Genomic DNA, 21,888 nt, shown 5'->3' on the forward strand with positions numbered 1-21,888 from the left:
TCTATTTCCTCCAGAAATTTAGTTTACGATAAACATTATGCAACCGTTTCCACAATCTGTCAAGTATTTTATAAAAAAATTTTTAACTTTGTGCAAACGATTGCAAAACTAAATTGTTTCGGTTATAATTGTTCTTGTATTTTACGACTATAAATATTTATGAGAATGAGAGGAAAATAATGGCTACAATTAAGGATGTTGCCCAAAAAGCAGGAGTAAGTCCTTCAACGGTTAGTAGGACCTTAAAAGATAATCCAGCCATTTCTGAAGAAACAAAAAACAAGGTGCGGGCGGCTATGGATGAATTAGGTTATGTCCCCAATCTTGCAGCTCAGATGTTGGCAACTGGCTTAACTCATAGTTTAGGTGTGATTCTTCCTCCTTTGGCGAATAGAGAAAATATCAGTCAACCCTTCTATATGGAAATTCTAACGGCTATCAATGAAGAAGCAAGTCGCAATTCTCAGGTCGTCAGTATTGCCACAGGTGCTAGTTTGGATGAATTGGTTAAACAAGTCGAACTCATGCATCGCCAAAAACGAGCTGATGGTTTCATTATTCTCTACTCTGAGAAGAATGATCCTGTTAAATCCTATCTCCTAAAAGAAAAAGTTCCTTTTGTCGTCATTGGAGCTGCAGGTGATACAAAAGATAAGGTTACCTACATCGATAATGACAATAAGGCCTTAGGTAAGGAAGCAGTGACTTATTTATCATCTCATGGTCATAAAAAAATAGGTTTTATTACGGATGACCTTTTTGGTCAAGTAGGACAGGAACGTTATCGAGGTTATAAAGAAGCAGCAGATGAACTAGAATTAGAAATCTTACCTGAACTTGTATTTTCATCTAAAACAATCGATAAGCTAAAGAAGGAATTAGATAGATTTTCTCCGACAGCTTTGATTGTCAAGGATGACCTTATCGCCCTTCGTCTCATTCAATGGCTAAACAATCAAGGGATTAGAGTACCTGAAGATTATGCTATCATTTCCTTCAATAATTCTACTTTTGCAGAAATCATGCATCCGTTCTTGACCACTTTTGATATTAATATCCAAGAACTTGCTAAAGAAAGTGTACAAAGTCTTATGGGACTCCTTAAGTCAACTAAGAACAAGTCACAGAAAGTCATCATTCCATTTAAACTTATAGAAAGAGAAAGCGTCTTAACGCATTCATAATATCTTAAGGAGAATCTAAGTAGTTGGTTAGTAAATTAGCCGGCTACTTTTTTATTTTATGTAAGATGACTATTTTCCGGAATTCACTAGAAGCCTCGGCTTAAAAACACTCTCTCAAATTGTAAGCGTTTGTTTTGCGAACAATTATTCCAGAAAAAATAAAAAAAATTTCTATTTTTTTGCTAAAAATTCTTGACTTGTGCAAACGTTTGCATTATAATCATAAGTGTAAAAAATAATTTGAGGTAAACTTTATGAACAAACGAGCAAGCGGTGTATTGATGCACATCACATCACTTCCAGGTGACTACGGGATCGGATCTTTCGGTCAAGCAGCCTATGACTTTGTTGATTTCTTGAAAGAAACAAAACAAACTTACTGGCAGATCTTGCCACTTACTACAACAAGTTATGGGGACTCACCTTATCAATCATTCTCTGCGGTAGCGGGGAATACACACTTCATCGATTTGGATTTCCTTATTCGTGACAAGTTTCTAACTAAAGCTGATGTTAAAGGCGCTGACTTTGGATCAGATCCAGAGTTTATCGACTATGCTAAAGTTTATGAAGCACGTCGCCCAATCCTTGAAAAAGCAGTAAAAGCTATCTTGGCAGATAAAAAAGAAGCTAAAAAATTCGAAGCTTTTAAAACTAAAAATGCTAACTGGTTAGCAGATTATGCTGATTTCATGGCTATCAAAGAACACTTTGATAACAAAGCGCTTCAAGATTGGGATGATAAAAAAGCGGTTAAACGCGATGAGGCGACTCTTGAAAAACTTCGCAAAGAACTTGCTGATGTCATCACTTACCACCAAGTAGTGCAATACCTCTTCTTTAGCCAATGGGCAGAACTTAAAGCCTATGCTAACAAAAATGGTATTCAAATCATTGGTGACATGCCAATTTACATCTCAGCTGATAGTGTTGAAGTTTGGACTCAACCACACCTCTTCAAACTAGATGCCGAATGTAAACCACGTTACATTGCCGGAGTTCCACCAGATAACTTCTCAGCTACTGGTCAACTTTGGGGTAACCCAATCTACGCTTGGGATAAACACAAAGCTGAAAATTATGCTTGGTGGGTATTCCGTATTCAAGAATCATTCAAACTTTATGATTACTTGCGTATTGACCACTTCAAAGGTTTCTCTGACTTCTGGGAAATTCCTGGTGGAGATGAAACTGCTGAAAATGGTGAGTGGGTTCCAGGACCTGGTTACGATCTTTTCAAAGTGGTTAAGAAAGAATTGGGTGACCTTAACATCATCGCCGAAGACCTTGGAAACATTGATGATAAGACACGTAAACTTCTTTCAGACTGTGGTTACCCTGGAATGAAGATTGTTCAATTTGGTTTCTACGATACTACTGGAAACAGCATTGATATTCCACATGTATACACACAACATTCAGTTGCTTACACAGGTACACATGATAACGAAGTAATCAACGGTTGGTACGACAACTTGACGCAAGAGCAACGTGATTACACTGATGCTTACATTAACCGTCGTCAAGGTGAGCCAATTACACGTGCTCTCCTTCGCACACTCTTTGCTACAGTAAGCAACACAGCTATTGCGACTATGCAGGATATCCTTGATAAACCTGAAAATAGCCGTACAAACTTCCCTAACACAGTTGGTGAAAACTGGAAATGGCGTATGCTCCCAGGTGAAATCACTGTAGACAAGAAAGAATTTTTGACAGACATTACAGAAAGATATAATCGAGGTAATAACTAAAATGGCTACATTTACACAATATGTTGAAGCAAAAAACAAAAATCTTAAGGACCTTTCAAACGAAGAAATCTACTACCTTTTGTTGGAATTCGTAAAAGAAGCAGCTGCTCCAAAACCTAAAAACGATAGCAAACGTAAAGTTTACTACATCTCAGCTGAGTTCTTGATTGGTAAACTTTTGTCTAACAACTTGATCAACCTTGGCATCTACAAAGATGTTAAAGCTGAATTGGCTGCTGCTGGTAAATCAATCAGCGAAGTTGAAGACGTTGAACCAGAACCATCTCTTGGTAACGGTGGTTTGGGTCGTTTGGCTTCATGTTTCATCGACTCTATGGCAACACTTGGCATCAACGGTGAAGGTGTTGGGCTTAACTACCACTGTGGTCTTTTCAAACAAGTCTTCAAAGATAACAAACAAGATGCAGAACCAAACTACTGGATTGAAGATCAATCATGGTTGGTACCAACTGATATCTCTTATGATGTTCCATTCAAAAACTTCACATTGAAATCACGTTTGGACCGCTTGGATATCTTGGGTTACAAGAAAGAAACTAAGAACTACCTTAACCTCTTCGATATCAACGGTTTGGATTACGATTTGATTGAAAAAGGAATCACTTTTGATCAAGACGAAATCCAAAAGAACTTGACACTTTTCCTTTACCCAGACGACTCAACTCGTAAAGGTGAGCTCTTGCGTATTTACCAACAATACTTCATGGTATCAAACGCTGCTCAACTTTTGATTGACGAAGCTATCGAACGTGGTTCTAACCTTCACGACCTTCCAGATTACGCTTATGTACAAATCAACGATACTCACCCATCAATGGTAATTCCAGAATTGATCCGTCTTTTGACAGAAAAACATGGATTTGAATTTGATGAAGCAGTAGCTATCGTAAGCAAAATGGTTGGTTACACAAACCACACTATCTTGGCTGAAGCCCTTGAAAAATGGCCTCTTGACTACCTTGAAGAAGTCGTTCCACACCTTGTTGTTATCATCAAGAAATTGGATGCTATCATTCGTGAAAAATACGAAGATCCACGTGTTCAAATCATTGACGAACACAACCGTGTTCACATGGCTCACATGGACATCCACTTCTCTACAAGCGTTAACGGTGTAGCAGCACTTCACACAGAAATCCTTAAAGCTTCTGAGTTGAAACCATTCTACGACCTTTACCCAGAACGATTCAACAACAAAACAAACGGTATTACATTCCGTCGTTGGTTGGAATTCTCAAACCAAGAACTTGCTGACTACATCAAAGAATTGATTGGTGATGGTTACCTTACTGACGCAACTCAATTGGAAAAATTAGCTGCCTTTGCTGATGATCCAGCAGTTCACAAACGTTTGGCTGAAATCAAATATGATAACAAGTTGTCACTTAAACGTTATCTTAAAGCCAACAAAGGTATTGAGCTTGATGAAAACTCAATCGTTGATACACAAATCAAACGTTTCCACGAATACAAACGTCAACAAATGAACGCTTTGTATGTCATCCACAAATACTTGGAAATCAAAAAAGGAAACCTTCCAAAACGTAAAATCACTATCATCTTTGGTGGTAAAGCAGCTCCTGCCTACGTTATTGCTCAAGACATCATCCACTTGATCTTGTCACTTTCTGAACTCATCAACAATGATCCAGAAGTAAGCAAATACCTCAACGTTCACTTGGTTGAAAACTACAACGTAACAGTTGCTGAACACCTCATCCCAGCAACAGATATCTCAGAACAAATCTCATTGGCTTCTAAAGAAGCTTCAGGTACAGGTAACATGAAATTCATGCTTAACGGTGCCCTTACACTTGGTACAATGGACGGTGCCAACGTTGAGATTGCTGAATTGGTAGGACCAGAAAACATCTTCACATTTGGTAAAGATTCTGATACAATCATCGACCTTTATGAAAAAGAAGGTTATGTACCACGTGATTACTACGAAAAAGATGCTAACATCAAAGCAGCTGTTGACTTTATCGTAAGCGAAGACCTCGTTAAAGTTGGAGATAAAGAACGCTTGGAACGTCTCCACAAAGAACTTATCTCTAAAGACTGGTTCATGACGTTGATTGACTTGGCTGAATACATCGACAAGAAAGAAGAAGTATACGCAGCTTACGAAGATCAAGATGCATGGAACAAAAAAGTTGTTTACAACATTGCTGAAGCAGGATTCTTCTCATCTGACCGTACAATCGAACAGTATGACAAAGACATCTGGCACACAAAATAATATTCTAGTTGCATAGAAGGAAAACAAGATCAGAAATGGTCTTGTTTTTTTGTATGAAAAAAACAGCCAATAGATAAATTAGCTGTATTTACATAAATAATGTTATGTTACCTATGAGTGATAATTCAGTATATCATTCATATAGGCTTCTTTATTTGATGAATCATAAGTTTTAGATGTTGAGTATTTTAGATAATGGATTTCATTTTTTGCATTTCTGGATTCTTCTTGTAAGTAAGAATCTGTAATGGTAATCTTAAAATCCTCGCTCTTACCTGTTAGATCAAGGCTTAGCGGGAAATTTGTAAATTCATCTGAGTAAAAGGCCATTTTATAAAAGTTGTACCTGTCACCTCTAAATGAATTTAAGTGAGGGAATTGTATATGGTAGATGCCATTCCAATAATTTCCATACTCTCTAATTTCGTAGTCATCGAAGAATTCCTGAATTCTTTCTTTGTTAGCAAAATCCTTATCAAAGGTAACAAAGGGAGCCTGCCAATCCCAGAGTGGGATGTCTCCTTCATTTCCGTAGATAATATAGCTTTGCATTTTTCCTGATTTAGGATTTTTCAACTGAAAGTGGTATTCACTGACACCATCTTTCACAGCCCCAGTTTGATAAAGGGTATCGCCAGGAACTATCATAAACAGGAAGTCCCTTAGATATAACTCGAAGTCGGCATCCATTGTTTTATCATGTAATCCAGGGAAACGTCGAATCATTTGTCTGTAATTCTCTGCATTCGAAAACCATTCTTCATCAAAACCCGGACCAACCTCAAAAACTTTACGGTCAAAATAGCGTTCATAACGGTCGAAAAAGTTTTCAGTAGAAGTCACCTGTCCAAATGGTAAAATGATTTTGGTCTTATCAGTAAAAGTGATATGCAATAAAAGTCTGCGGGGATCAATTCCTTTATCAATATAATGGCCGACCTTATATGTAGACAGATTATCAGGGAAATCGTCTTTTCCGAAGTGTAGGACCTCAATCTCAATATCTTTGACAACTTTTCTTCGAGGTATTATCTTCTTGACGCTGTAATTATAGGCTTTGTAATAGTAATTGTTTTTATCGTAGAGATAAGGCTTATAAGCTCTTTGGTAGGCATTATAGAGAAACATTCCAAGAGCAACAAAAAGAAGCAGAGCAAATGCTATTTTGACCTTTTTATTTATTTTACTGGTTACCCTCGAGAAAAAGAGACTTAATTTACTAGGATTTTGTATCATTCCAAAACTCCCCATATATTTTTTACTATTATATCATGAAAATCCTTATACCTAAGGCGTCTTCGTGTACTTTGTCACCGTTTTCCTTTATAATATAAGTATCACATTACAAGAGGAGACCTCATGAAATATATTGTAAACACATCAAATGATCCTGCCTATAATATTGCTTTGGAAGCCTATGCCTTTCGTGAATTGGTGAATGAAGATGAACTGTTCATTCTTTGGATTAACCGTCCAGCTATCATTGTTGGTAAACACCAAAATACCATTCAAGAGATTAACAAAGAATATACAGATGCTCATGGTATTAAGGTCGTTCGTCGTTTGTCTGGTGGTGGCGCTGTTTATCACGATTTGAATAACCTCAACTATACTATCATCTCTAATAAGGCAGATGAAGGGGCATTTGACTTTAAGACTTTCTCTCAACCTGTAATCGCAACACTTGCTGATTTGGGAGTTAAGGCTGAGTTTACTGGCCGTAATGACCTTGAAATCGATGGTAAAAAGTTCTGTGGAAATGCTCAAGCATACTATAAAGGTCGTATGATGCACCATGGTTGCTTGCTCTTTGACGTTGATATGTCAGTTCTTGGCCAAGCCCTCAAAGTCAGCAAAGACAAAATTGAATCAAAAGGTGTTAAATCTGTACGTGCTCGTGTGACAAACATCGTAGACGAATTGCCAGAAAAAATCACTGTAAATGAATTCTCAGATAAGATCTTGGAAAAAATGAAGGAATTTTACCCTGATATGACTGAATACGTCCTTTCTGAGGATGAATTAGCTAAAATCCAAGAGTCTTATGAGAAGCAATTCAATACTTGGGACTGGACATACGGTCAATCACCAGAATACACAGTAGAGCGTAACGTTCGTTACCCAGCTGGTAAGATCTCAACTTACGCCAATGTTGAGAATTCAATTATTAAATCTGTTAAGATTTACGGAGATTTCTTTGGTATCGGGGATGTATCTGATATTGAAGAGTTGCTGGTCGGTGTACCTTACGAGTACGAAGATGTCTTGGCTAAACTTAAAACCATTGACACAACACATTATTTCTCACGTATGACAACTGAGGAGGTTGCAAAAGCTATCGTAGCTTAATCATTGTTTGAACAATCTGGAAAACTCCAGGTTGTTTTTTCTTGGGAAAAATTCTATAAGTAAATAATACGTTATAAAGATTTTTAAAAATCAAAGAACGATAAAGATATTTTCAAAAGTTGGTTTAGGATTGATTTAGTGTGGTTTTTATATATTCGGACATTAAACCTAAAACTAAAAGTTTATGTACAATTGACTAAACAAGACTTAAACCATTGATATAACTGAATTAGAAGCATAAAGTACATTATTTAAAAAGTGTACTTTATTTTTGTTTTGTACATTATTTTGGAGTGGTATTTTGTATGTTTTGTAGTACGTAATATTCTCTAATCTAAGAAATTGATTTGTACATTTTTTACTCTAATTGGTGTAGAAGAAGTGGTGGTTCAATTGTACATTTTATTTAAAATATTTATGGTTATAAGATTAGTATTTGAAGCATAAATAAAGTAGATACAGTGGTATAATAGTGTCAAAAGACTTTCAGGAGAAATGAGATGAGATCGCATACAGTTATTCTAGGCGCTGGTGCTACTATTGCAGCAATACCAGATGGTGATAAAAACGGCAAAAGTTCTTCAGTTATGAATGGATTGCTAAAAAAACTAAATTTAGAAGAAATTCTTGCTGGTGTTGAATTACAGACAAAGAGCGAAAATTTAGAGGATATCTACTCAGAATTATTTGAGAGAGAAGAGTGCTCCGAAATAGTTAGAAAGCTAGAAGAAAGACTCTATGATTATTTTGCTTCGTTGGAGTTACCTGATGAACCAACAATTTATGATTTTTTAATATTAAGTTTAACTAATAAAGATTGTATAGCTACGTTTAATTGGGACCCTTTACTTATACAGGCTTATATTCGCTGCTCAAAAATTACTCTGAACTTGCCAAAAATTCTTTGTTTACATGGGAATGTAGCTGTTGGGTTTTGTGAAGAACATATTGAGTTTGGAGGAGTAGATTGCTACTGCCCAACATGTTATAAAAAATTAAATCCAACAAAATTATTGTATCCCGTAAAAAACAAAGACTATTCTTCCGATGGATACATAAATTGGTGTTGGAAAGCATTAGATTACTTTGTCGATCATTCATATATGTTAACTATTTTTGGATACAGTGCTCCTAAGAGCGATGTAGATGCTGTTAATTTAATGAAAAAAGCATGGGGAAATATTGAAGACCGACCACTTGAAGAAGTTTCCGTAATAGATATTATAGACGAAGAGACTATGCTAAATACATGGAAAGACTTTATTCATAGCCATCATTATAGGTATTCAAATTCATTTTTTGATTCTTACTTAGCAAAATTTCCAAGAAGAACTTGTGAAACCGTATTTGCAACATTTTCATTAAATGTTCCTTCTGATGGTAGTAGAGGATTTAAAGAGAATTTTAATTGGGACATGATAAAAGAGTTTTTATCTGATATGTTAGTTGAAGAACAGGAAAATAAAGGAAAATCAAATTTAAAATCGAAATATTTAGTTTGGGGTGAAGATGTTAACAAATAATCCAATTAATCATAGTGTACTTAAATTGTCAATGGATTTCGATAATGCTTTTAAACATAAAAATATAAAGGAAATCCATAGACTAATAGAATTTGGAAAAAATATGGAAAACACTATTGATGATATTTCCAAAATTCAATTATTTTATTCTATTGGGACAGCATACGCTGATATATTTGAACTAAGTGATAACTTAGTTTTCAACATAGATACCGATTTTACAGTTCAACAAATTTATTACTTTAGAAAAGCTATAGAAATTTCAAATAAAGTTGATATAAATTCTGAGAACAGTAGGTTTGTTTTCCCATTATTATGTTCACTTTACACTAATTACGCAAATTTATTAGATGCTTGTGGTAGAAAGCAGTTAGCTATTAAGATGTATTGTAAATGTATACAAATCAATCCAAGATTCACAATGGCTAGTGGTAACTTAGCTATTTGTCTAGATCATTATCGTAATTTTTTGAATGATAACGAACACCTCCACTTTATTAAAAAAATTAAAAATTTAACAGAAACAAGCATAACTGTTTCAGATCCAAACAGAGTTGATTATGCAGAAAAGCGATTTATTGAACTTTACGAACAATATCTTGATTATAAAGATATAGATGAATGTTCTTGTAAAACAATCGATTATAATCCTAATTCACAAAAGTATCGTGAATGGTGTTGGAACAACGGGCTGTATCTTAATCCACTTAATGACTTACAAGCTGACGATATAAATAGATATGATGATAATCTTTTACTACCAAGTTTATTATTTCAATCGGATAAAGATTTAAACAAATATATTTCTATGTTTAATCAAATTAAGCAAGAATATGTTTATGCCCGTTATCTCTGTTTTAATAGCATTGAGAGTGATTCGGTTCATTATGCTGACGAGAATGTTGATCTTATTGATTGTCTAGACTACGTACAATACTCTATCCGAGTTGAAGGATTAAAAGCATCTTTTAAAACACTATATTCATTATTAGATAAAGTAGCTATGTTTATAAATGAATATTATTCTTTAAAAATTGAAACTCGAAAAGTAAATTTCCATTCAATTTGGAGATCAAATAGTGATTTAAATAAAATGTTGGATAAGAATATTGGTCTGTCATCTATATTTTGGATAGAGAAAGATTTTGATAATGGTGATAATTCTTTAACAGCTAATCCAAACTCAAAGCGATTGAAAATTATTAGAAATTATTTAGAGCATAGATTTACTAATATAACATTGAATATTTTTAATGGAAGTGAAGATAATGAAGATAATAATGAAACCAGACTGTATCTAACTGAATCTGAACTTCAAGAGTTTGCATTAGATTTATTAAATCTTGTAAGAGAAGTTATTTTTTCACTCAAAAATGCCATTCAAATAAGTGAAAATGAAAAACAATCTACTCTAAGCAGTGAAGTTGCTTTAATTCCGATAAATTATGAAGAAGTAGATTTGGAAGATAAATTATAGCATTGAGCATACAATTTATAGTCGTTATAAAAAGCAATAGTCTAAATTCATTTAACTAATCGACTTAACTAGAGTTAAACCATTGATAAAACTGAATTAGAAGGATAAAGTACACTCATTAAGCAGTGTACTTTATTTTTGTTTTGTACATTATTTGTTGATTGTTTAATCAATACTACATCTCTATCAGGCAATTCAGACTCCATTTAGTCCTCTAAAACCCATGTTGAGGCGGTAAGTTTGCTAGTCAAGGAGTAAAACGACGAAGATTAGCATTTACTTCCGCCCATGCGATAGCTGTCCGTGATTGACAAGTGCTAGCACGCAGACAGAACGGAGATAGCGAACCGCTGAGTGTGTCGCTCTGCTCGTAAAAGCTTAGAAACCTTTGAACGAAAGGGATAATGAAAGCCTTGATTGCAAGGCTTTTTGCTTTATGGTGGGGAAGTATCAGAGTGAGAAAATTTTTGGAATGAGTAGAAGTGATAGCTAGAAATTATCAGTTTCTATTTCCATTTACCCTGTGGGTACGTGTTTGTTTCCATTGACAAGGAGTTTGTGGGAATAGAAATGTACCCACCTTGTTTGAATCAAGTGAAGTGTAGTTGAAGGAAATCTGTTGAAAGCAATACTTCATTTTACCGAATAAGTAATAATTTAGGCAACTTCAAATCGATTAAAAAAAACTATTTTAAAGGTTAAGAGTAGACAAAAATTGTCAACTCTTTTTTGCAAACTCAATTTATCAATAAATGAAATGAGGGAATGTAAAATGAAATATTTTGAGGTTGAGTTAGAAAATCCTGATGAATTTTTAAAACTACAAACAGAAGATTTTGTGAAAGCTAATCGCTTGCTACTAAGGAAGATAATCCAGAGCGTTACAGTCTATGAAGAAAACTTCGTCATATCCTTTAAATCTGGCATCGAATTGGAAGTATGAGTCTCATTCCATAACTTTTATATTGAACATATCATCTTGTTGTGTTATACTATAAATTGATATAAACAAAGATGTAGGAGGAACCGAAACTATGACAGCCTCAATGCGTTTAAGATAAGCTGGCAATAAAAAAAGCAGAATCTATACCCGATGATAGGCTTTTTTGTTGTGCTTATTTATACGATATTGAGCATTCATTAGTTACGGTGAGGATATTGGTTATTTAACTATACCTTTATTTAACTATGTCTTTAATATGAATGTTTCCAAATTGTATGTATGCAGACCAAAAGCCACATTGTGGGGTTTGGCCTGCATTTTTTATTGCCTAGAATGCTATTCAAAATAGAAATTCAAGCAAAATAATATGCAGGAGATAATATAAATGGAAAAATACAACAATTGGAAACGAAAATTTTATGCAATATGGGCAGGGCAAGCAGTATCATTAATCACTAGTGCCATCCTGCAAATGGCGATTATTTTTTACCTTACAGAAAAAACAGGATCTGCGATGGTCTTGTCTATGGCTTCATTAGTAGGTTTTTTACCCTATGCGATTTTGGGACCTGCCATTGGTGTGCTAGTGGATCGTCATGATAGGAAGAAGATAATGATTGGTGCCGATTTAATTATCGCAGCAGCTGGTGCAGTGCTTGCTATTGTTGCATTCTGTATGGAGCTACCTGTCTGGATGATTATGATAGTATTGTTTATCCGTAGCATTGGAACAGCTTTTCATACCCCAGCACTCAATGCGGTTACACCACTTTTAGTACCAGAAGAACAGCTAACGAAATGCGCAGGCTATAGTCAGTCTTTGCAGTCTATAAGCTATATTGTTAGTCCGGCAGTTGCAGCACTCTTATACTCCGTTTGGGATTTAAATGCTATTATTGCCATCGACGTATTGGGTGCTGTGATTGCATCTATTACGGTAGCAATTGTACGTATACCTAAGCTGGGTAATCAAGTGCAAAGTTTAGAACCAAATTTCATAAGGGAGATGAAAGAAGGAGTTGTGGTTCTGAGACAAAACAAAGGATTGTTTGCCTTATTACTCTTAGGAACACTATATACTTTTGTTTATATGCCAATCAATGCACTATTTCCTTTAATAAGCATGGAACACTTTAATGGAACGCCTGTGCATATTTCTATTACGGAAATTTCCTTTGCATTTGGGATGCTAGCAGGAGGCTTATTATTAGGAAGATTAGGGGGCTTCGAAAAGCATGTATTACTAATAACAAGTTCATTTTTTATAATGGGGACCAGTTTAGCCGTTTCGGGAATACTTCCTCCAAATGGATTTGTAATATTCGTAGTTTGCTGTGCAATAATGGGGCTTTCGGTGCCATTTTATAGCGGTGTGCAAACAGCTCTTTTTCAGGAGAAAATTAAGCCTGAATATTTAGGACGTGTATTTTCTTTGATCGGAAGTATCATGTCACTTGCTATGCCAATTGGGTTAATTCTTTCTGGATTCTTTGCTGATAAAATCGGTGTAAATCATTGGTTTTTACTATCAGGTATTTTAATTATTGGCATTGCTATAGTTTGCCAAATGATAACTGAGGTTAGAAAATTAGATTTAAAATAAACAATATTGGAGGAATATTTATGTATCTTATTTTCATGTAACTCTTCCTGCTAAAATCGCAGGGTTTTCCCTGCATACAAGCAAATGAAAGCATGCGATTATAGACAGGAGGAAATGTTATGGAATTAATATTAAAAGCAAAAGACATTCGTGTGGAATTCAAAGGACGCGATGTTTTAGATATAAATGAATTAGAAGTATATGATTATGACCGTATTGGTTTAGTAGGAGCAAATGGTGCTGGAAAAAGCACTTTACTCAGGGTACTTTTAGGAGAATTAACTCCCCCAGGATGTAAAATGAATCGTCTGGGTGAACTTGCCTATATTCCCCAGTTGGACGAAGTAACTCTGCAGGAGGAAAAAGATTTTGCACTTGTAGGCAAGCTAGGTGTTGAGCAATTAAATATACAGACTATGAGCGGTGGTGAAGAAACAAGGCTTAAAATAGCACAGGCCTTATCGGCACAGGTTCATGGTATTTTAGCGGATGAACCTACGAGCCATTTAGACCGTGAAGGAATTGATTTTCTAATAGGACAGCTAAAATATTTTACAGGTGCACTGTTAGTTATTAGCCATGACCGCTATTTTCTTGATGAAATAGTAGATAAAATATGGGAACTGAAAGATGGCAAAATCACTGAGTATTGGGGAAACTATTCTGATTATCTTCGTCAGAAAGAGGAAGAACGTAAGAGCCAAGCTGCAGAATACGAACAATTTATTGCGGAACGTGCCCGATTGGAAAGGGCTGCGGAGGAAAAGCGAAAACAGGCTCGTAAAATAGAACAGAAGGCAAAAGGTTCTTCAAAGAAAAAAAGTACTGAAGACGGAGGGCGTTTAGCTCATCAAAAATCAATAGGAAGTAAGGAAAAAAAGATGTATAATGCTGCTAAAACCCTAGAGCACAGGATTGCGGCCTTAGGAAAAGTAGAAGCTCCGGAAGGCATTCGCAGAATTCGTTTCAGGCAAAGTAAAGCATTGGAGCTCCATAATCCATACCCTATAGTCGGTGCAGAAATTAATAAAGTATTTGGGGATAAGGCTCTGTTTGAAAATGCATCTTTTCAAATTCCGTTAGGAGCAAAAGTGGCGTTAACTGGTGGTAATGGAATCGGAAAAACAACTTTAATCCAAATGATCTTAAACCATGAAGAAGGAATTTCTATTTCGCCTAAGGCAAAAATAGGTTACTTTGCACAGAATGGTTACAAGTACAACAGTAATCAGAATGTTATGGAGTTTATGCAGAAGGATTGTGACTACAATATATCAGAAATTCGTTCAGTGCTAGCATCTATGGGGTTCAAACAGAACGATATTGGAAAAAGTTTATCTGTTTTAAGCGGTGGAGAAATTATAAAATTGTTGCTTGCTAAAATGCTCATGGGTAGATATAACATCCTAATAATGGATGAACCCAGTAACTTCCTTGACATACCAAGTTTAGAGGCTTTGGAAATACTAATGAAGGAGTACACCGGAACTATCGTGTTTATCACCCACGATAAACGATTACTCGAAAATGTAGCAGATGTAGTTTATGAAATTAGAGATAAGAAAATAAATCTGAAACATTAAATTTAAGGTAGTCGCTGGTCAGTATAGTCTGTTCTGGTTGGCGACTCCATTGTTAAAGAGTATAAAGACTTTAGATTTTATGAATATTAAAAATAGGAACAGTCAATTGAACTGCTCCTATTTTTCTGCTAAATATATTGTAGTTTTCTTATATGTATAATGATAGATTAGCGGATTCTCATCTACGGTACTTACTTCAAATATGAAGAAGTGATCGCGGTTATCTCTGGACTTTTCCTTATTGAGGACAAAGTAATTCTTACGTGAAGTCGCCATTGTTTTTAGGATATCATCAGTTAGGAAGGTCAATGGAATATTCATGTTAGAGTAGCGGTAGAAGTCACGTTCAAAATCTTGGTAGCTCTCGCTATAATAGTCCATTTGTAGGTGATTACGCTGAAACTCAAGCTGATTCATAGAGCACCTCCTCGACAAGTTCAATACTAATAATGTCTTTTAATTTCAAATTGATGTGACCTGTTGTAGTTTTTATCAAAATGAAATCTTTGGTCAGACTTGGTATTGTTCCAGTGTAGGAAACACGCTTGTTTTTTTCAATCACTTGAATGCGTGTGCGTAGCTGCCCGGCGTATACTTGACTGAGGAGTAATAATTTCTTCTCTAGTGATAAGTCAGACATGTACGTTACTTTGTTTGTATCATCAGAGAGTGCTGATGCATGTTCAGATAGGAAAAAGCCCATCCATTTTTGCATCTTTGTATCCTGGTACTCTCTTGCTGATTGAAATGGTAAATATGAACGGTCAATCATATCAAATCCTTTCTATGCAGAGGCAAGGGTATTTTTATCAAATTGAATCGTAAAACCTTGAATTCCCCCACCTGTGTAACATTCTTTAAAGCGATTGATTACCTCAGTATAGATTATCACAGATGAGCTTGTTGGCTTAATGCTAAATGTAAATTCCAATGGTAATCGGTTTTCAGATTTAGCATGTACTAGTCGTATCGATATTTCAGTTGTTTTGAGTTTTCTCTGACGAAGTTTTGAAGTTGCTGTTTCAACGATTCCATGTAAAAATCTTTCAAGCATTTCAATATCATTACATCCTTTGCTACGGATTTCTGAAAATTGTACTGTATTTTTTTCTTGTTTCATTTTAATCCCTCCAATCCACCCGCGGAATGACCACCGATAAGTTTACTGCGTTCAATATTTCTGGAACCTTCAGTTAGGACGGTTCCTTTTTGTATGGCTAAAAAACCAAACTGTTCTCTGACAACATCAATAGCTGTCTGAAGTCTATTATCTTTTTCAATTTGTTCTACATCATCAAAGAGTGATAGTAGAGTATAGCTTTCATCTACGAAGCCACTATAAGATACACCAATTTGTCTCACTGCACCAGAGGTGTATTTTTTCGGAATAATACAAGTACATGACTCACCATTGTTTTGGGGAGATTTGCGGGTTCAATTTTATTCTGAGCATTTATAGATTTTTTCATCTCAGTCCTAGAATAGCCAATATGAATAGAAACGACAGTAGTCAATACTAGGGCTACTGTTCCGTTCCACAGTATCATTTAAAAATCATTTTCACACCCTTTCGTCTATTAGTATAGAAGAAAGCTCTCAGCACATGTTGAGGCAGCATCACTGCTTGTACGAGCTTAGAAAAAATGTTAACGAAAAAGCCTTAGTGTCAAGGTTTTTTTGGTATCCTCAAAAAGGTAATTTTATAATTGACAATTTGTCAGTAGAGTAGTATAATTTATAAGCAGGAGGAATAAAATGCGAGATGTAAAAGATCCGGAAATTCGACGGGCTGAGATTATGGACGCTGCTATGCTCCTCTTTATGGAGAAAGGATATGCGAACACAACAACTCAGGATATAGTCGATAAGGTAAATATATCACGAGGTTTGCTATACTATCACTTTAAGAATAAAGAAGATATTCTGTATTGTCTCGTGGAACGTTATTCAGAGAAATTATTGAGTGTTATTCACGTGATTGTCTATGATGATGACAAAACTGCTATTGAAAAAATAAGAGCCTTTATAGATGCCACAATAATCTCTACAGATAACGTTTCAGCGGAAGGAACTGAGTTACAAAAGACGGTTGATCTTGAAGAAAATCGTTATATGTTAGATAAGTTATCTCATAAGCTCATTGAAAAACTGACTATATATTTTGAGAGGATAATAAATCAAGGCATCTCAGAAAAAGTATTTTCTGTAAAATATCCATCAGAAACAGCAGAATTTCTGATGACAGCCTATGTTTTTGTTTCAAATAACATAGGTATAAAAACTTCAAAGAAAGAAACTGTCAAAGATTACTTGAATGCATTTAAGATAATGCTGGAACAAAATCTAAATACAAAAGGACTCTTTAGCAATTAAAAAAGATAGAATGTTTGTAAAGAGAACTATGTACCGATAGCTAAATCAAAACAAGCTATCGGTATTATTTCAAAATATGACTGACAAATTGTCAATAGAGGTGAAAATATGTTAGAGATAAAGAATTTTAGTAAAAGTTATGGGGACAAGAAGGTTGTGGATAACCTATCTATTTCAGTACAGCCTGGAGATATTTATGGTTTTATTGGAGCAAATGGTGCAGGCAAAACGACAACGATAAAGGCAGTTGTCGGTATCCATGATTTTGAAGACGGAAGTATAATTATCAACGGTCATTCTATTAAAGAAGAACCTGTTATTTGTAAAAAAATGATGGCGTATATCCCAGATAATCCAGATTTGTATGAACATATGACAGGACTTCAATATATTAATTTTATTGCTGACTTGTTTGAAATTCCTACAAAAATACGCAAGGAGAGAATACAAAAATACGGTGATTTATTTGATATGACTGATCATCTTTCGGGGATAATTTCTTCATATTCACATGGAATGAAGCAACGAACAGCCATTATTTCTGCACTTGTACATTCTCCCAAACTGTTGATTTTAGATGAACCTTTTGTTGGGCTAGATCCCAAAGCAACTTTCCTACTAAAGAAAATTATGCATGAGTGTGTTTCAGATGGAGGTGCTATTTTCTTTTCAACCCATGTATTGGATGTTGCGGAAAAATTATGTAATAAGATTGCCATTATCAAAAATGGAAAGTTAATTGCAAGTGGCAATACAGGAGACGTCAAAGGTGATGAATCATTGGAGGCATTTTTCATGGAGGTGCAGAACAATGAGTAACATTTGGATACTGCTTAAAGCGCAATTGATTAATTTCTTTCCTATTAACGTGATTAGAGATTCACGAAATAAAAAACAAAGTTCAATGGCTATTGCGAGTTTTGGCATAATAACTCTTTCCTTATTTTGCTTTGTTTATAATATAATAACAGCGAAAACATTGGTACACGTCGGACAGCAGAACTTGATTCCAGCATATATGGTCTCTGTCTCAAGTTTTTCAATATTATTTTTGACAGTATTTTATTCGAATGGCATTTTATTTGGCAGTCGAGATATGGAAATTCTCCAATCCTTACCTGTTAAAAGTTCGTATATTATCACCAGCAAGTTCATGTTTATGTACTTATTGAATTTTTTAATAGGCTTGATGTTTATGCTTCCGGGTGGAATTATATGGGGCTTGAACGGAAGTTTAAACCTCCTACAGATTATATTGTATTTTACTTCTATAATTTTTGCCCCTTTGATCCCCATGTGTATAGCGGCATGCATGGGACTCGTTATTGTTGTCGCTTCATCTTTTTTTAAAAGAAAAAATGTTATCTCTCTTATTTTTTCATTTGCGATGCTAGGTATAATTGGATATTTTGCATTATCAGCTTTGCAATCAGGTGATGAAAGTAGTATTGGGGTTACTCTGGCTAAGCAAATTACTGGACTGTATCCAATTTCTAGACTATTTATGTCATACTACAATTTTCCAATGTACTATGGGATGGGATTTTATATAGTTCTTTCAATAGTCGTCTTTTATCTATTTGTCAAAATTGCTTCGTTGAAGTATGGACTACTTAATACACTTGCCAATACAAAATCAAGTTATGCTAATGACAAAGTATCTTATGAAAGAAAATCGGTATTTTTTTCCTTGTATCAAAAAGAGCTTGGACGATTTTTAAGTTCTTATATGGCAGTCTTGAATGCTGGGCTTGGAGTGATTCTTTTATGTGTCTTTAGTATATGTTTCCTGTTTAATTCTGTAGGTCAAATAGGAAATTCTGCAGGAATTGAAAATATAAATGAGTATCTTTCAAACTTAGCTCCCGTCTTTATTGCATCTATGCTTTCACTCAGTTGTCCAGCAGCTTCATCTATATCTTTAGAAGGTAAAAATATTTGGATTTTGAAAAGTTCTCCAGTTGAAGTGAAAACGATTTTAAATGCTAAGATAGCTGTCAACCTTACACTTCATTTGATTGGATATATGATTTCTGTATCTGTATTTATGCTGAAACTTGATATGAATCCTATTCAAGTTATGAATCTAGTTATTGTTCCTATATGTTACTCCCTTTTTATAATGGTAATCGGAATTTCATTAAATAAAAAATATCCTAACTATGATTGGGACAGTGAGATGATAGTTGTCAAACAAAGTCTTCCTGTTATTGTAACTGGAATTATTAGTATGATTACGCTTATTACGCCTATTTTGCTTAATTGGTTTTTTAATCTTCCGATTATATTTGTTTTGCAAGCAGTATCAGTAATTTTACTGGCTATTTCGTTTAGAGTTTATATAAAAATGACCAAGTTAAATTTTATCTAGTTAAAGGAGGAAAATAAGATGAAAAATAGACTGTTAAAAGATATTTTGGTTTTGTTGGGAATGATGGTCATCATAGTCATTATTTGTGGGTTTCTCCCTGAGACAGTTCCTATTCATTTCAATGCAAAAGGAGTAGCAGATATGTTTGCAAATAAATACTATCTTCTACTAGCTACAGTCATCCCTTATTCTGCATATTGGAAGTTTGTTAGGGAAAGTGATAATAAAAAGATTAAATGAAACACCATCTATATTTACAAATTGCATCAAAATTAAGAACGACTATTTTAAGAGGTGATTATGCACCTGAACAACAAATTACTTCAATAAGGAGATTAGCAGAAAACGAGAAGTGTAATCCGGCAACTGTCCAAAAAGCAATGAAAGTTCTCGAAGAACAGAATTTGGTTACTAGCTGTGGAACATTAGGATATTTTGTCATAGCAAGCGAGCAAGAAATAAAAGAGATAAGATATCAAGAATCTAACAAGCTAGTTAAAATTTTGTTTGAAAAACTTAGTGAGCTAGGCTTTTCAGAAGATGAGATTGTCAATTTATTTTTTAGAAAAGATGCTTAGAAGAAGTTGAATGGAAATTTATTAGGATTATTTGTGAAAGTATAGAAAAGCCTTGATTTTAAGGCTTTTTTCATTTTCCAATAAAGAACTTGACATTATTAGTTACTTCCACTTCTTCAAGTAATCCTGAAGAATAGACGACAACTTTAAAATCAAATAAGCTAAAAATGCTCTAAAATCATTAAATTGATATTAAAGTATTTTTTTGTCAAAATAAACAATTGAAAAAATTTCCAGTTTTTTTAAAATCACTGTCTCAGATGACAATTCAATCAAAATATGATATAATACAGAAAAAGTAAAAATAACAAAAGTAACTTACCAAAGTAAAAGAAAAAAAGTAAATAGATAGCCACGGTGGATATTCCTTTCATTGTTTAGAAGGAGTTGCTGTGGTTATCGTTGTTGCTGAGCTAATTAATTGCTCTTATTACTTAGATGAAGTTACTTTTATTATTGAATTAATTTAAATAATAATAACGATCAATGAAAGTACTCATCGATATTCCCTTTATGCAGTTTAGAGCACAAAGGAAAATGGTACTGATTTGATCGTTTTTTTGTGTATTGACATCATAAAACACAGTCAGAACCTTCAGTCATAATAAACAAGGAGATAACATGAGATTTGTTGTATATAAACATTCGCTAATTCTAGGCGATAATAATATCGTTACAAAGCAATTGATTGCACTCAAACATGATGATGGTACATTACAATTCACTGATTTTCATAGATATGTAAAATCTGCCACAAAGATTAAATCTATTTCAGACGATGGAAACAAACGATTTTCATACGTTGTTAAGTTTTTGAATTTTATATACGGAACAGTTGGGGTTAACAATCTTGATCAACTAACTTTAGAAATGGTCAAGGAGTTTTTTATGCTTTATGGTTTAGGACAACTTCCAGAAGATAGAAAAAATAGAAAGAAAAGTACAGTCGAAAAATGTGTAAATGCAGTTCTTGATTTTTTAACTCTATACTTGAATGAACGAAAAGGAAAGGTTAAATTGAAGCCAAAAGACCTTTATTCTATCAATACGTTTACCAATAGACGAGGCAGAGTCATCAAAAGAAAAGAGTTGAATTTTGAGGTATTTGTTGATGGAAGCAACACACAGAAGTCAATTTTTAGGGATATGCCAAACAGCGCCTTTGAAATGCTTTTTGCTCACATTGCTCAATATCACAAGGATTTACTTATGGTTGTTGCTTTGGGAGCATTTGTTGGTTTAAGACCATCAGAAGCTTGTAATGTAAGGCGTGAAGATAGCCCTTTGGGGGCAGGTATCATATTTCACCAAAGTGATAATCAAGTATTTAAAATTGAGATTGATCTGCGAAAAGAAATGCCCCTTAGAAGCGATTTAAAGCCAACTGGACGAATTAAAAAGGAAAGACTTCAAGCTGTACCTTATATCTTCTTAGAGGTCTTTTTAGACACCTACAATGACTATATGAGCTACCTAGAAGGTAAAAGGTATGAGAGAGATTATGGTCCATTAAGCCTTAACAAGCAAGGGAAAGCATTGTCATACGATGTGTACTATCAACGATTTCGTAAGATTATTCGCGAAGAAATGATTCCAATATTTCTTAAATCTGATGACCCAGAGGTTGTCTTTTTTGGTCAACTCTTGCAAGAAAATAATATTTCACCCCATATCTTTAGGCACTGGTACACCACACAATTGGTTTTGTCAGGTGTTAATGAAGTTAGTGAACTGATGTCTGCTAGAGGGGACAATTCACCAGAAAGTGCTTGGGTTTATTTACAAAATAAAGGAGAAATTGCAAAACAATATGGTCAGGTTAATAATGGTGTTTTTGAATATATGAACTGGCAAGCAGAAAAATTGTTTGGAGAAGATTAAAAGGAG

The 21,888-nt window shown here is 34.5% G+C and carries 20 protein-coding genes; 15 read left to right on the forward strand and 5 right to left on the reverse strand.

From position 1 onward, the window contains the following. The first annotated feature begins 179 nt into the window (after positions 1-179). From HMPREF2607_RS03655 to glgP, 3 genes are all read left to right on the forward strand, one after another. Positions 180-1,184 (forward strand): LacI family DNA-binding transcriptional regulator, encoded by a 1,005-nt coding sequence (locus tag HMPREF2607_RS03655; protein WP_002885097.1) that lies wholly within the window; start codon positions 180-182, stop codon positions 1,182-1,184. Between the two features lie 254 nt (positions 1,185-1,438). After that, positions 1,439-2,938: a 4-alpha-glucanotransferase gene (gene malQ / locus HMPREF2607_RS03660; RefSeq protein WP_070475944.1), complete on the forward strand. Its 1,500-nt coding sequence runs from the start codon at positions 1,439-1,441 to the stop codon at positions 2,936-2,938. 1 nt (position 2,939) lies between these two features. Then, entirely contained in the window at positions 2,940-5,201 is a 2,262-nt protein-coding gene (gene glgP / locus HMPREF2607_RS03665) for a glycogen/starch/alpha-glucan family phosphorylase (protein ID WP_022496654.1), read from the forward strand. 111 nt (positions 5,202-5,312) lie between these two features. Here glgP and HMPREF2607_RS10110 read toward each other — a convergent pair whose 3' ends face one another. After that, on the reverse strand, positions 5,313-6,452 hold the full coding sequence (locus HMPREF2607_RS10110; RefSeq protein ID WP_229103920.1) for a hypothetical protein: 1,140 nt from the start codon (positions 6,450-6,452) through the stop codon (positions 5,313-5,315). A gap of 108 nt (positions 6,453-6,560) precedes the next feature. Here HMPREF2607_RS10110 and HMPREF2607_RS03680 point away from each other — a divergent pair, with 108 nt between their 5' ends. The 6 genes from HMPREF2607_RS03680 (at position 6,561) to msr(D) (ending at position 14,679) form a co-directional block, all read left to right on the forward strand. After that, positions 6,561-7,550 carry a lipoate--protein ligase gene (locus HMPREF2607_RS03680; RefSeq protein WP_048675812.1) on the forward strand — a complete coding sequence of 330 codons (990 nt, stop codon included), beginning with the start codon at positions 6,561-6,563 and terminating at the stop codon, positions 7,548-7,550. A gap of 500 nt (positions 7,551-8,050) precedes the next feature. Further along, a complete protein-coding gene (locus HMPREF2607_RS03685) occupies positions 8,051-9,073 on the forward strand; it encodes a hypothetical protein (RefSeq protein ID WP_049422415.1) in 1,023 nt (340 codons plus the stop codon). Then, complete coding sequence (locus HMPREF2607_RS03690; protein ID WP_070475947.1) at positions 9,060-10,550, forward strand: LA2681 family HEPN domain-containing protein; 1,491 nt, start codon at positions 9,060-9,062, stop codon at positions 10,548-10,550. Before HMPREF2607_RS03685 ends, HMPREF2607_RS03690 begins: the two co-directional genes overlap by 14 nt. Positions 10,551-11,322: 772 nt before the next feature. Further along, positions 11,323-11,493, forward strand: a complete 171-nt coding sequence (locus tag HMPREF2607_RS03695) for a hypothetical protein (protein ID WP_000873143.1) — start codon at positions 11,323-11,325, stop codon at positions 11,491-11,493. Positions 11,494-11,878: 385 nt separating this feature from the next. Continuing rightward, positions 11,879-13,096: a macrolide efflux MFS transporter Mef(A) gene (mef(A), locus tag HMPREF2607_RS03700; RefSeq protein WP_000417519.1), complete on the forward strand. Its 1,218-nt coding sequence runs from the start codon at positions 11,879-11,881 to the stop codon at positions 13,094-13,096. A gap of 119 nt (positions 13,097-13,215) precedes the next feature. Next, complete coding sequence (gene msr(D) / locus HMPREF2607_RS03705; protein ID WP_000420313.1) at positions 13,216-14,679, forward strand: ABC-F type ribosomal protection protein Msr(D); 1,464 nt, start codon at positions 13,216-13,218, stop codon at positions 14,677-14,679. Positions 14,680-14,796: 117 nt separating this feature from the next. Here msr(D) and HMPREF2607_RS03710 read toward each other — a convergent pair whose 3' ends face one another. The 4 genes from HMPREF2607_RS03710 to HMPREF2607_RS03725 are packed head-to-tail and all read right to left on the reverse strand — an operon-like array spanning position 14,797 to position 16,041. Continuing rightward, positions 14,797-15,096 (reverse strand): DUF5960 family protein, encoded by a 300-nt coding sequence (locus tag HMPREF2607_RS03710; RefSeq protein ID WP_001072467.1) that lies wholly within the window; start codon positions 15,094-15,096, stop codon positions 14,797-14,799. Further along, complete coding sequence (locus HMPREF2607_RS03715; RefSeq protein WP_000567222.1) at positions 15,083-15,451, reverse strand: hypothetical protein; 369 nt, start codon at positions 15,449-15,451, stop codon at positions 15,083-15,085. Before HMPREF2607_RS03715 ends, HMPREF2607_RS03710 begins: the two co-directional genes overlap by 14 nt. 12 nt (positions 15,452-15,463) lie before the next feature. Further along, the gene (locus HMPREF2607_RS03720) at positions 15,464-15,799 is read right to left on the reverse strand and encodes a DinB/UmuC family translesion DNA polymerase (protein ID WP_000806926.1); all 336 of its coding nucleotides are present in this window, start codon (positions 15,797-15,799) and stop codon (positions 15,464-15,466) included. Next, positions 15,796-16,041, reverse strand: coding sequence for a hypothetical protein (locus HMPREF2607_RS03725; RefSeq protein ID WP_001813542.1), 246 nt, complete (start codon positions 16,039-16,041; stop codon positions 15,796-15,798). The genes HMPREF2607_RS03720 and HMPREF2607_RS03725 overlap by 4 nt, the downstream gene beginning before the upstream one ends. Positions 16,042-16,434: 393 nt before the next feature. On the opposite strand from HMPREF2607_RS03725, the gene HMPREF2607_RS03735 reads away from it, so the two are divergent. From HMPREF2607_RS03735 to HMPREF2607_RS03760, 6 genes are all read left to right on the forward strand, one after another. Then, on the forward strand, positions 16,435-17,052 hold the full coding sequence (locus HMPREF2607_RS03735) for a TetR/AcrR family transcriptional regulator (protein ID WP_049422424.1): 618 nt from the start codon (positions 16,435-16,437) through the stop codon (positions 17,050-17,052). Between the two features lie 108 nt (positions 17,053-17,160). Next, positions 17,161-17,871, forward strand: coding sequence for an ABC transporter ATP-binding protein (locus HMPREF2607_RS03740; protein ID WP_002890485.1), 711 nt, complete (start codon positions 17,161-17,163; stop codon positions 17,869-17,871). Further along, positions 17,864-19,423 carry a putative ABC transporter permease subunit gene (locus HMPREF2607_RS03745; RefSeq protein ID WP_049422427.1) on the forward strand — a complete coding sequence of 520 codons (1,560 nt, stop codon included), beginning with the start codon at positions 17,864-17,866 and terminating at the stop codon, positions 19,421-19,423. Before HMPREF2607_RS03740 ends, HMPREF2607_RS03745 begins: the two co-directional genes overlap by 8 nt. Before the next feature lie 18 nt (positions 19,424-19,441). Then, positions 19,442-19,663, forward strand: a complete 222-nt coding sequence (locus tag HMPREF2607_RS03750; protein WP_049422429.1) for a DUF1648 domain-containing protein — start codon at positions 19,442-19,444, stop codon at positions 19,661-19,663. Then, positions 19,660-20,001, forward strand: coding sequence for a GntR family transcriptional regulator (locus tag HMPREF2607_RS03755; RefSeq protein ID WP_070475949.1), 342 nt, complete (start codon positions 19,660-19,662; stop codon positions 19,999-20,001). The genes HMPREF2607_RS03750 and HMPREF2607_RS03755 overlap by 4 nt, the downstream gene beginning before the upstream one ends. A 621-nt stretch (positions 20,002-20,622) precedes the next feature. After that, positions 20,623-21,882 (forward strand): site-specific integrase, encoded by a 1,260-nt coding sequence (locus HMPREF2607_RS03760; protein WP_049422432.1) that lies wholly within the window; start codon positions 20,623-20,625, stop codon positions 21,880-21,882. The last annotated feature ends 6 nt before the right edge of the window (positions 21,883-21,888 follow it).

Origin of the sequence: Streptococcus sp. HMSC078H03, assembly GCF_001808655.1 — a bacterium.
GTDB classification, from domain to species: domain Bacteria; phylum Bacillota; class Bacilli; order Lactobacillales; family Streptococcaceae; genus Streptococcus; species Streptococcus salivarius_G.

What these genes read in the sequence shown, in the direction of transcription:
- HMPREF2607_RS03695 (WP_000873143.1), top strand. Translation starts at nt 11,323, where the DNA reads ATGAAATATTTTGAGGTTGAGTTAGAAAATCCTGATGAATTTTTAAAA.
- HMPREF2607_RS03760 (WP_049422432.1), top strand. Translation starts at nt 20,623, where the DNA reads ATGAGATTTGTTGTATATAAACATTCGCTAATTCTAGGCGATAATAAT.
- HMPREF2607_RS03740 (WP_002890485.1), top strand. Translation starts at nt 17,161, where the DNA reads ATGTTAGAGATAAAGAATTTTAGTAAAAGTTATGGGGACAAGAAGGTT.
- malQ (WP_070475944.1), top strand. Translation starts at nt 1,439, where the DNA reads ATGAACAAACGAGCAAGCGGTGTATTGATGCACATCACATCACTTCCA.
- HMPREF2607_RS10110 (WP_229103920.1), bottom strand. Translation starts at nt 6,452, where the DNA reads ATGGGGAGTTTTGGAATGATACAAAATCCTAGTAAATTAAGTCTCTTT.
- HMPREF2607_RS03710 (WP_001072467.1), bottom strand. Translation starts at nt 15,096, where the DNA reads ATGAATCAGCTTGAGTTTCAGCGTAATCACCTACAAATGGACTATTAT.
- HMPREF2607_RS03680 (WP_048675812.1), top strand. Translation starts at nt 6,561, where the DNA reads ATGAAATATATTGTAAACACATCAAATGATCCTGCCTATAATATTGCT.
- HMPREF2607_RS03685 (WP_049422415.1), top strand. Translation starts at nt 8,051, where the DNA reads ATGAGATCGCATACAGTTATTCTAGGCGCTGGTGCTACTATTGCAGCA.
- HMPREF2607_RS03755 (WP_070475949.1), top strand. Translation starts at nt 19,660, where the DNA reads ATGAAACACCATCTATATTTACAAATTGCATCAAAATTAAGAACGACT.
- HMPREF2607_RS03745 (WP_049422427.1), top strand. Translation starts at nt 17,864, where the DNA reads ATGAGTAACATTTGGATACTGCTTAAAGCGCAATTGATTAATTTCTTT.
- HMPREF2607_RS03715 (WP_000567222.1), bottom strand. Translation starts at nt 15,451, where the DNA reads ATGATTGACCGTTCATATTTACCATTTCAATCAGCAAGAGAGTACCAG.
- HMPREF2607_RS03655 (WP_002885097.1), top strand. Translation starts at nt 180, where the DNA reads ATGGCTACAATTAAGGATGTTGCCCAAAAAGCAGGAGTAAGTCCTTCA.
- HMPREF2607_RS03735 (WP_049422424.1), top strand. Translation starts at nt 16,435, where the DNA reads ATGCGAGATGTAAAAGATCCGGAAATTCGACGGGCTGAGATTATGGAC.
- glgP (WP_022496654.1), top strand. Translation starts at nt 2,940, where the DNA reads ATGGCTACATTTACACAATATGTTGAAGCAAAAAACAAAAATCTTAAG.
- HMPREF2607_RS03690 (WP_070475947.1), top strand. Translation starts at nt 9,060, where the DNA reads ATGTTAACAAATAATCCAATTAATCATAGTGTACTTAAATTGTCAATG.
- HMPREF2607_RS03750 (WP_049422429.1), top strand. Translation starts at nt 19,442, where the DNA reads ATGAAAAATAGACTGTTAAAAGATATTTTGGTTTTGTTGGGAATGATG.
- HMPREF2607_RS03720 (WP_000806926.1), bottom strand. Translation starts at nt 15,799, where the DNA reads ATGAAACAAGAAAAAAATACAGTACAATTTTCAGAAATCCGTAGCAAA.